The following is an 8,592-nucleotide window of genomic DNA, read 5'->3' as shown; positions in this document are numbered from 1 at the left end:
GTAGGCGGGGGGATCTCCCTTGATAAGGGGGGCATCTGATAATTTTTAACGCCTACCTACTTATAAAGTCGATGTCTGATAACTGATAATTGATCGCTGAATTTAACTTCTTAAAGAAACTTGGAACTGTTTAACCAAAGCTTCTCGCACTTTTGTCATTAAGGGTTCCACATCTTCATCGGTTAAAGTTCGATCGCTGGCACGATAGACTAAACTAAAGGCCAAACTACAATGATTTTCTGGCACATTCTGCCCCTGATAGCGATCGAATAATTCGACTTTTTCTAAAAGAGTTCCCCCAGCATTTTTGATAGTTTTTGTCAATCTATCTACGGGTATATCTGTGGAAACAAAGAAGGCGATATCTCGCGCCGCCCCCGGATAGGTAGAATAGACCTGTAAACGCGGGGTAATTTTGGCACTATCGCTAAGAGTTGCTAACAGGAGCGGGAACTGGATTTCAAAGGCATAAACTGCCTCAATTAATCCCTTTTGCTGACGCAATTGCGGGTGTAGTTGACCGAATATACCTAGGCGTTGTTTACCAATCCATAAAGAGGCTGTTCGTCCGGGATGAAAACGCGCATCTTCGGCATCTTTTTCGTAGCTTACTGTCAGCGAAAGGCGATCGAATACTGCTTCTAAAATGCCTTTTGCTTCATACCAAGTCATGGCTACCTCTTTACCCGATCGCAGCCAACGTCCGGCCGAGAAGAAATCACCGCCGAAAATACCGGCAATCGCATCGTATTCGTTGATATTATCCGATTCTGAGCGGAAAACTCGCCCGATCTCGAAGCCATTTAAGGAACCGTTACCCTGAGACTGATTATACTCAAACGCTTCGATTAAACCGTCGAGGAGATTAGTCCGCAAAGCAGAATACTCGACAAAAAGGGGATTAGCGAGGACAACTTCCGCTAATTCCGGTTTAACTAGGGAATACTGGACTAATTCCGTCAAACCCACTGCGCGAAAAGCTTCCCGCACCCGACGCTGTATAGTTTCCTCAAAGGATAATCCTCCGGCTGCGGTTTTTGCCGGCAAAGTATCGACAAAGCGATCATATCCGTACAGTCGCGCCACTTCTTCAATTAAGTCAATTTCCCGTTCTAAATCCCGATAACGGTAGTCTGGCACTGTCACAGTCCACAGAACAGGATTTTTCGAGGTTAACTGCAATTCACAGCCTAAATTGCCTAAAATCCGTTCCACATCTTCGGCGAGAATTTCACCGATCGCACCGTTATCTAGGGTAACTTGACCCAGTAGCTGCTGCAAACGTTCTAAACGCAATTCGATCGAACGACTGGACTGATCGGCACGATAATCAGCTTTAACCTGACTGCTGACAGTTCCCCCAGCTAACTCTAGAATCAAATCGAGCGCCCTTTGACAAGCATATTCCAAAGCGGCGGGATTAACACCGCGTTCATAGCGTCCGGAAGATTCGCTGCGTAAACCCTGCGCTTTTGAGGAACGACGGATGGCGATCGGATCGAATAAAGCCGACTCTAGCACAAGATTAACGGTTTCCTCGTTAACTTCCGTATCTTGACCTCCCATCACCCCCGCTAAAGCTACCGGCTTATTATTGGCAGTAATTAATAAATTAAGCTCTTTTAAGCTTCTTTCCTGACCATCAAGAGTAATAATTTTTTCCCCTTCCTCGGCAAAACGGACTCCAATAGTAACGGATTTACCTCCGGCAAAACTTTGTAAACGATCGCGATCGAAAGCGTGTAAGGGTTGTCCCCACTCCAAGAGGACATAATTAGTAATATCGACCACATTATTGATCGATCGCAGTCCGGCTGCCTGTAAACGCTGTTGCAACCATAGCGGAGATGGGCCAATTTTTACCCCCTCGATCACCGTACCAATATAACCAGGACAGGCTTTATTTTCTGATATTTCCAGCGTTAAATCTTTTTTAGGGGAAAATTCACCTAATTTCACTTTTGGTAGGCTTAATTCTCCTCCTGTCAAAGCCGCCACTTCTCGCGCAACTCCGATCATACTCAAAGCATCGGCACGGTTAGCGGTGGGAGAAATATCTAAAATCACCTCATCGAGTCCTAAAAGGGGACGAACATCTGTACCTAAAGGGAGATTTTCCTGGCTAAAAATGTGGATTCCTTCAGAATCCTTAGTTAATCCTAATTCTGCGAGGGAACAGATCATCCCTTCCGATTTTACCCCGCGCAATTTAGCCGGTTTAATCGTTAAATTGATTTTGGGTAAATAAGTTCCCAAAGTAGCCACGGGAACTAGAATATCAGCCCTAGCATTGGGCGCACCACAGACAATTGTACTAGGGTTTTCCTGACCGATATCCACCTGACAGACACTTAGTTTATCTGCGTTGGGATGGGGTTGACGATCGATAATTTTACCAATAACCACACCCTTTGCCCATTCTCGGCGATCCTCGATCTCTTCCACTTCTATTCCCGCAATTGTCAATAATTCGGCTAATTCTTGGGGAGATTGGACAATTTTGACTAATTCTCGTAACCAGTTGATCGAAATCCGCATCGTTAATTCTTGCTTGCCGTTGGTTCTTAACTATTGTAAACGGTGGGTTGTCACCGCGACTGGGTTGACAGGAAAGATCGCTTTCAGGTTTGCTGGGGATACTCATTTTTAAAAGTTGCCTTCAGCCAATTATTATTATAGACTATAAGTTACATGGAGTAAGAAAATCGATGAGGAAAGCAATCAGTCTATTTGCCTGTGGTGGAATTGGAGATATGGCTCTTCGCTCTGGGGGATTTGAAGTTGTAGTGGCGAATGAATTATTGAAAGATCGTGCAGAAGTATTTAAATTTAACCACCCAGAATCATTAATGATTATTGGGGATATATGGGATACAAAAAATGAGATAGTCGCAGAAACAAAGCAGCGACTCTCTGGACAAAATTTAGACATTGTTTTTGCGACTCCTCCCTGCCAAGGTATGTCTAGAAATGGCAGAGGTAAGCTGCTTAATTCTATTCGTAAAGGCTCAAAAAATGAAATCGACCAGAGAAATTTATTAATCATTCCCACCCTAGAAGTTTTTCTGGCTAGTGGAGCAGAAACACTGGTCATGGAAAATGTGCCAGAAATGCAAAATACTTATATACCCTTTCCCGAGAAAGATGATTATTTGGTAAATATTTTATGTTATATAAAACAGCGTATTGGTGATAAGTTTTTAAGTTCGATTAGCATTATAGATTTTGCTGATTATGGAGTCCCGCAGAATCGTCAACGACTTATTTCAATATTTACTAAAAATGAGAAACTGAAGAATTATTTAAAAAAGAACAATTCTCTTTTTCCTAAACCAACTCATAGTAAAGAAGGATTAGAACTTCCCAGATGGAAAACTGTTCGAGACGCAATATATCATTTACCACCACTTGACTCTCAACGAACAGAAACTGCTAAATCAGATGATATACCATATCACTATGTACCCCTATTAGATGAAGAAAAATATTTTTGGATCAGTAATACACCAGAAGAAAAAAGTTCATTTGATAATCAATGTATTAACCCTGTTTGTAGATATAATGGTAATCCAACACACAGCGCACGCAAAAATAATGAAGGAATTAATCGAGCTAGTACAGAAACCCCCCTTTACTGCCTTAAATGTGGACACATTCTTCCTCGTCCATGGGTGAAAGAAGATGGAAAATACAGGTTGATGAAAGGTTATACCAGTGCCTATAAAAGAATGAGTTGGGACGCACCAGCCAGTACAATTACACGAAATCTCTCCTATGCTTGTAGTGACAATAAACTACATCCTATTCAAAATAGAGTATTATCTCTGTATGAAGCAATGATTCTTCACACAATTACCGAATACCCATTTTCATGGAAACGGGCAGATGACAAAAGAGTTAGTGATAAACTAATTAGAGAGTTAATTGGCGAAAGTATCCCACCTGCTGGATTACAAAAAATATTTGATCATTTAGTATCCATCCTCAATGATGATTGTTCTCTTGAGGAGCAAATCAAGGAAAAATATGAGCAGCTCTGTCTATTTTGAAATTAAATTGTCTTTGTTATATTTGTTGACAAAATTAATATATCTATCGTCATTCTTTATCATAATCCAGTTTTTATACATTTTCTTAACGCCTTGTCGTGACATAATTGAGACGCTAGTTGTTCTTCCACCGCCTTCTTTTGGCTGAACAATTTTACCCCAATCATTGTCAGTTAAGTTGTTGCAAAAAAAGACAGCAACTATTTGAGGTATAGTATTCTCAAAATCCCAGAGAATGCCAATAAGATTGTTAGTTTCTCTATGGTGAGCCTTCCAATCATAGCTTTTCATTACCTCGATTCTTGTGTCTCCCATATCGGGTTTTTCTTTTCCAGTCTTCTTTAATTCTCTTGGTGTAGGAACACTGCCACAAGTGGCTTTAACCTCTACTCCCCCATTAGCAAATGGACTAAATGGAGACTTATCTCGCATTCGTCTTTCTTGGGAAAGTTGTTCAAAAAAAACTTTGCCATTCTTATCCATTAACAGCAAATCTGGATAGCCGTCTTAATGCGGATTGTTGATAAATAATCCCTGGGATTTATTGGCAAATTCTAGGGCAAATAGCTCACCAATAAATGCAGAAAGATTTCTCATACCTAGAATTCTAAATATATCTACTGGTATATCTTGGACTATTTTTTTAACAACAGAATGACATTCAACTAATGAATGCTCAAATATTACTTTATCCATAGTTATTTTCTGACCTTGTTTTGAGAAAAAGCTGGTATCAGAATGTTTATTTATGATATAACTCATTAATTTCTTCCGCAACAGTATTGACAAAAGTAACAATATCCATGTCCAGAGCTGAAATAATTTGTTCTAAGGAGTCCAAAGTAATGTTTCTTACTCCCCTTTCAACTCCAGATATGTAGGTTCTGTCAAGATTAGCCCTATACCCTAAAGCTTCTTGACTCAGATTACGTTTCTTCCGCAATTTTCTTACAGTCACAGCAACAGCAGTGACTAGCTTTCCTGCCATATATAAACTACCAAAGAAGATATTGAAATTCTCTACAGTCCATTTTCCTTCTATGATGACTATTAATCTACGGACTATAAGTCACAAAAGCTGATTCTGAATAAACCTATATTCGGGAGCGGCAAAAACTCTGATTTTGTGTTTGACTAAAAATGTATCCTAAAGATTGCCGTACCGTTCTGATTCTATCCGTGCCTTACTATTCCCAATATCCCGACGCTTTCACTCCCAGTTATCTGAGCGAACTACAAGGACAGATTCTCGCTTGTCCCCACTTCACAGTTAACAATTTAAATCGAGATTTCGTTAAAACCAAAGGCTTTTCTATCGCTTTTCGACGCACACAAATCAGCGATGTCGAACGAATGTTTCCCTATTTTAAACCCTATCTTGATCGCAGTTTACAAGCTGACTGCAACGCTTTTTATCTTAACCCCTTACTCCTACAAACCGGTTCACGCGTCGATCCCCATATCGATCGCTCCCTGCGCTCCTATTGTAAAACAATCGATCCTCCGCTCCTAGTTAGCGTCCTTTATGTGCAGGTTCCTAAAGATATTCAAGGGGGGGAACTGGTACTAGCAACAGGCAATCGTTCCGTGGCCCAGATTCGTCCTTGTGCTAACACCTTGATCCTCTTTCAAGGAGATCTCACCCATTCAGTTAATCCCGTTAGCTGTTCTGGTATTCGTCTGAGTCTTGTCTGCGAACAATATCGCTTAGATGCGGAAGAATTGCGAGAGATTCCCGAAATGCAGATAGAATCGCGAACCATAAAACCAGAAAAGAAAAAAAAGAAAGATCGGGTCGTTGATCTACAATAAAAGGGCATTTTTGTAAAGATATTCTAGATGGTGATGCGCGAACCGATCGTCGAATTAAGGGGAGTGACCAAAGCTTTCGGGAAGAAAGTAATCTTAAATAACGTCGATCTGAAAGTGTACGAAGGAGAAGCGATCGGCGTGATCGGTCCGTCCGGGACGGGAAAATCGACGATTTTGCGCTTAGTCGCCGGATTACTGGCCCCCGATCGAGGAGAAGTGTACATCTACGGCACAAAACGCCAGAGAACCGTAGAACAGGGGGAAGATCCCCTCGGTGTTGGTCTAGTTTTCCAACAATCGGCCCTTTTTGACTCCCTCACTGTCGGGGAAAATGTCGGTTTTGCTCTCTATCGCCACTCAAAGCTAAAACGAGCCGAAATCCGGGATTTAGTGGAAGAAAAACTGGATTTAGTGGGTATGACTGGTTCCTACGACCTCTATCCCTCTGAAATATCCGGAGGGATGCGAAAACGCGTCAGTTTAGCCAGAGCAATTATCAGCGATCCCTCGATCGCAGCCGATCGACCGAACATTCTCCTTTACGATGAACCCACTGCCGGACTGGATCCCGTCGCTTCTACCCGCATCCAGACGGTAATTATGGAACTTCTCAAGGTAAAAAAAGCCTGTGGGGCCCATCTCATTGTCACCCACGTCCACAGCACCATCGAAAATACCACCGATCGCATCGTTTTTCTCTATAAAGGTCAATTTCAATGGGTTGGACCGACTCAAGAGGCTTATCACTCCGAAATCCCCGTACTCAAGCAATTTTTTACCGGCAGTATCGACGGACCAATTCAGTGATCAGTAAACAGTAAACAGTAAACAGTAATCAGTGAACTGATAAGCTGCCCGCGCATTTAAATTGCTTGTTGAGACGAGGCAAGAGGCACTCTTGCAAGACCCCCCCCAACCCCCAAACCCCTGCCCCCCCCCGACATCGGGAGGGTCGGGGGAAATTCAGCTAATCTAAGGATAGGCGGTTAAGATGCGTCTTAGCTTAACTCGCATCTGATCACTGATAACTGATAACTGATCACTGATCACTGATCACTGATCGCTGAAATACCCCGATTTCTCCTGTAAGATACTGTGTAGAGATGAGGAGTAATTATTTATGGAAGCTGGCGGTTCACAACGGGGGATTTCCCCAACTCTGCGGCAAAGTGGTATCGGTTTAATGTTACTGACATCGGGGGGAATATTAATCTGGTTTATCGCCTGGTTAAGTAATTTTAGCTTCGGGGGGCGCAGTTATCGAGCCAGCTTCCTTTTTCCTAATGTGGGTGGCATGATGGTGGGAACCCGCGTCGGTTATCGGGGAGTGAGAATCGGGCAAGTGACGGCAATTACCCCAGAACCGGAGGGAGTCGCCGTAGAAGTGGAGATTTCGCCAGCAGATCGCCTAATTCCCAGTAATTCCCTCATCGAAGCCATTCAATCCGGTTTAGTGGGTGAAACCACGATCGATATTACTCCCCTGCAAGCTTTACCCGTCGGTGGTGTCAAAGAACCCCCTTTGAGTCCTAACTGTAATGGGGAAGTGATTATCTGTAACGGTTCCCGTTTACAAGGGCAATCGGCGCTAAATGTCAATACCTTGATCAGATCTTTACTGAGAATTTCTAATCTAGTTAGCGATCCCGATATGGTGGCCGGATTTCGTTCTTTTACCCAACGCGCTGCTAATGCCTTGGGGGGACTCGATCGCTTTAGTGGTGAGGCAACCACCGCTTTAAGCGAGGTTCGTCGCAGCGGTACTCTAGGTAAAGTTAATTCGGGGATGAGATCCCTGGAATCCTTACCGCAAGTATCCGGTTCCCTTGATCGCCTTTCTAGTGATCTTTCCGGTGTCGGGGGATTGAGTCAGGAAGCGACTACTTTACTGAAAAGTTTACAGGGAAGTGGCGGCCTGAGAAATTTAGACGCTACCCTAGTGGAGGCCCGAAAAACGCTGCTTTTGGTGGGACAAACTACGGAAGAACTGCGGGTTTTTTTGGCAGCTAATCAAAATCGTTTAATTGCTACTCTCGATAGTATCAAAACTACTAGCGATCGCCTACAAACTACTCTCGCTGCTTTGGATCCGATCCTCACGGAAGTGCAGAAAAGCCAAATTATCGAGAATTTAAACACTATTTCGGCAAATGCTGTTAAATTAAGTGAAAATTTGGGTAAATTTACCGCCTATCTCTCCGATCCTGCCACTGTTGTCACCCTACAGCAACTCCTCGACTCCTCTCGCGCTGCTTTTGCCAATCTTCAGAAAATCACCTCCGATGTGGATGAAATTACCGGTAATCCGCAACTGCGACAGGAAATTATTCGTTTAATTCAAGGTTTAAGTCGTTTGGTGTCTTCTAGCGAACAACTACAGCAGGAATTCGCCCAAGGTCAAGCAATGACAAGAATGGCCGCCCAAATTGCGACAATAGCCCCAAATCCCGCCCCTAATACCCCAGAAAAAGACCCTAAGAAACCCAGAAAAAGCCCCGAAATAAATGATTAAATGTGTTTGAAAAATCACCTTAGTTCCTCATAAAGGAATCCAATCTAAGCGATCAATCCATTCTTCAGCTTCTGTTAATTCCCAGATTAAAATCATTGATTCAGCCCATTGACTAATTGTACCGCTAGGGCGTAACCAAATAATTCCCCAAGTGTGACCTCCCGTGTTCCAATGATCTTTTAAATGATTGGGTATGGTACTTCTATTGTCAGTGATTAA

8 protein-coding genes and 1 pseudogene are annotated in these 8,592 nt (G+C 42.8%); 4 read left to right on the top strand and 5 right to left on the bottom strand.

The genetic code is table 11. The features are described from left to right. Window positions 1-102 precede the first annotated feature (102 nt). Entirely contained in the window at window positions 103-2,538 is a 2,436-nt protein-coding gene (pheT, locus tag MICAI_RS06620; protein ID WP_008199449.1) for a phenylalanine--tRNA ligase subunit beta, read from the bottom strand. Window positions 2,539-2,708: 170 nt separating this feature from the next. Between pheT and MICAI_RS22480 the strand changes: the two genes are divergently transcribed. Then, window positions 2,709-4,049, top strand: a complete 1,341-nt coding sequence (locus MICAI_RS22480) for a DNA cytosine methyltransferase (protein WP_008199447.1) — start codon at window positions 2,709-2,711, stop codon at window positions 4,047-4,049. Here MICAI_RS22480 and MICAI_RS06610 read toward each other — a convergent pair. Genes MICAI_RS06610 through MICAI_RS06600 form a run of 3 tightly spaced genes read right to left on the bottom strand, consistent with a single transcriptional unit; the run spans window position 4,041 to window position 5,037 of the window. Next, the gene (locus MICAI_RS06610) at window positions 4,041-4,532 is read right to left on the bottom strand and encodes a hypothetical protein (RefSeq protein ID WP_008199445.1); all 492 of its coding nucleotides are present in this window, start codon (window positions 4,530-4,532) and stop codon (window positions 4,041-4,043) included. The two genes, MICAI_RS22480 and MICAI_RS06610, sit on opposite strands and share 9 nt — an antisense overlap. A 24-nt stretch (window positions 4,533-4,556) precedes the next feature. Continuing rightward, on the bottom strand, window positions 4,557-4,745 hold the full coding sequence (locus tag MICAI_RS06605) for a hypothetical protein (RefSeq protein ID WP_157221731.1): 189 nt from the start codon (window positions 4,743-4,745) through the stop codon (window positions 4,557-4,559). 46 nt (window positions 4,746-4,791) lie between these two features. Continuing rightward, window positions 4,792-5,037, bottom strand: coding sequence for a helix-turn-helix domain-containing protein (locus MICAI_RS06600; protein ID WP_002749478.1), 246 nt, complete (start codon window positions 5,035-5,037; stop codon window positions 4,792-4,794). Between the two features lie 191 nt (window positions 5,038-5,228). Here MICAI_RS06600 and MICAI_RS06595 point away from each other — a divergent pair, with 191 nt between their 5' ends. From MICAI_RS06595 to MICAI_RS06585, 3 genes are all read left to right on the top strand, one after another. Next, window positions 5,229-5,861 (top strand): 2OG-Fe(II) oxygenase, encoded by a 633-nt coding sequence (locus tag MICAI_RS06595; protein ID WP_039899731.1) that lies wholly within the window; start codon window positions 5,229-5,231, stop codon window positions 5,859-5,861. A 27-nt stretch (window positions 5,862-5,888) separates the two neighbouring features. After that, on the top strand, window positions 5,889-6,668 hold the full coding sequence (locus MICAI_RS06590) for an ABC transporter ATP-binding protein (RefSeq protein WP_008199437.1): 780 nt from the start codon (window positions 5,889-5,891) through the stop codon (window positions 6,666-6,668). A gap of 313 nt (window positions 6,669-6,981) precedes the next feature. Further along, window positions 6,982-8,373 (top strand): MlaD family protein, encoded by a 1,392-nt coding sequence (locus MICAI_RS06585; RefSeq protein ID WP_008199435.1) that lies wholly within the window; start codon window positions 6,982-6,984, stop codon window positions 8,371-8,373. Window positions 8,374-8,400: 27 nt separating this feature from the next. Here MICAI_RS06585 and MICAI_RS06580 read toward each other — a convergent pair. Then, window positions 8,401-8,592 (bottom strand): annotated as a pseudogene (locus tag MICAI_RS06580) (hypothetical protein); the annotation flags it as partial.

The sequence above is a fragment of the Microcystis sp. T1-4 genome (assembly GCF_000297435.1).
Taxonomy (GTDB): domain Bacteria; phylum Cyanobacteriota; class Cyanobacteriia; order Cyanobacteriales; family Microcystaceae; genus Microcystis.
This window is presented reverse-complemented; position numbering and strand designations above follow the sequence as displayed.

Bases quoted from the DNA above. Each gene is read 5' to 3' on its own strand.
- pheT (WP_008199449.1), bottom strand. From the start codon at position 2,538: ATGCGGATTTCGATCAACTGGTTACGAGAATTAGTCAAAATTGTCCAA.
- MICAI_RS22480 (WP_008199447.1), top strand. From the start codon at position 2,709: ATGAGGAAAGCAATCAGTCTATTTGCCTGTGGTGGAATTGGAGATATG.
- MICAI_RS06610 (WP_008199445.1), bottom strand. From the start codon at position 4,532: ATGGATAAGAATGGCAAAGTTTTTTTTGAACAACTTTCCCAAGAAAGA.
- MICAI_RS06605 (WP_157221731.1), bottom strand. From the start codon at position 4,745: ATGGATAAAGTAATATTTGAGCATTCATTAGTTGAATGTCATTCTGTT.
- MICAI_RS06600 (WP_002749478.1), bottom strand. From the start codon at position 5,037: ATGGCAGGAAAGCTAGTCACTGCTGTTGCTGTGACTGTAAGAAAATTG.
- MICAI_RS06590 (WP_008199437.1), top strand. From the start codon at position 5,889: ATGGTGATGCGCGAACCGATCGTCGAATTAAGGGGAGTGACCAAAGCT.
- MICAI_RS06585 (WP_008199435.1), top strand. From the start codon at position 6,982: ATGGAAGCTGGCGGTTCACAACGGGGGATTTCCCCAACTCTGCGGCAA.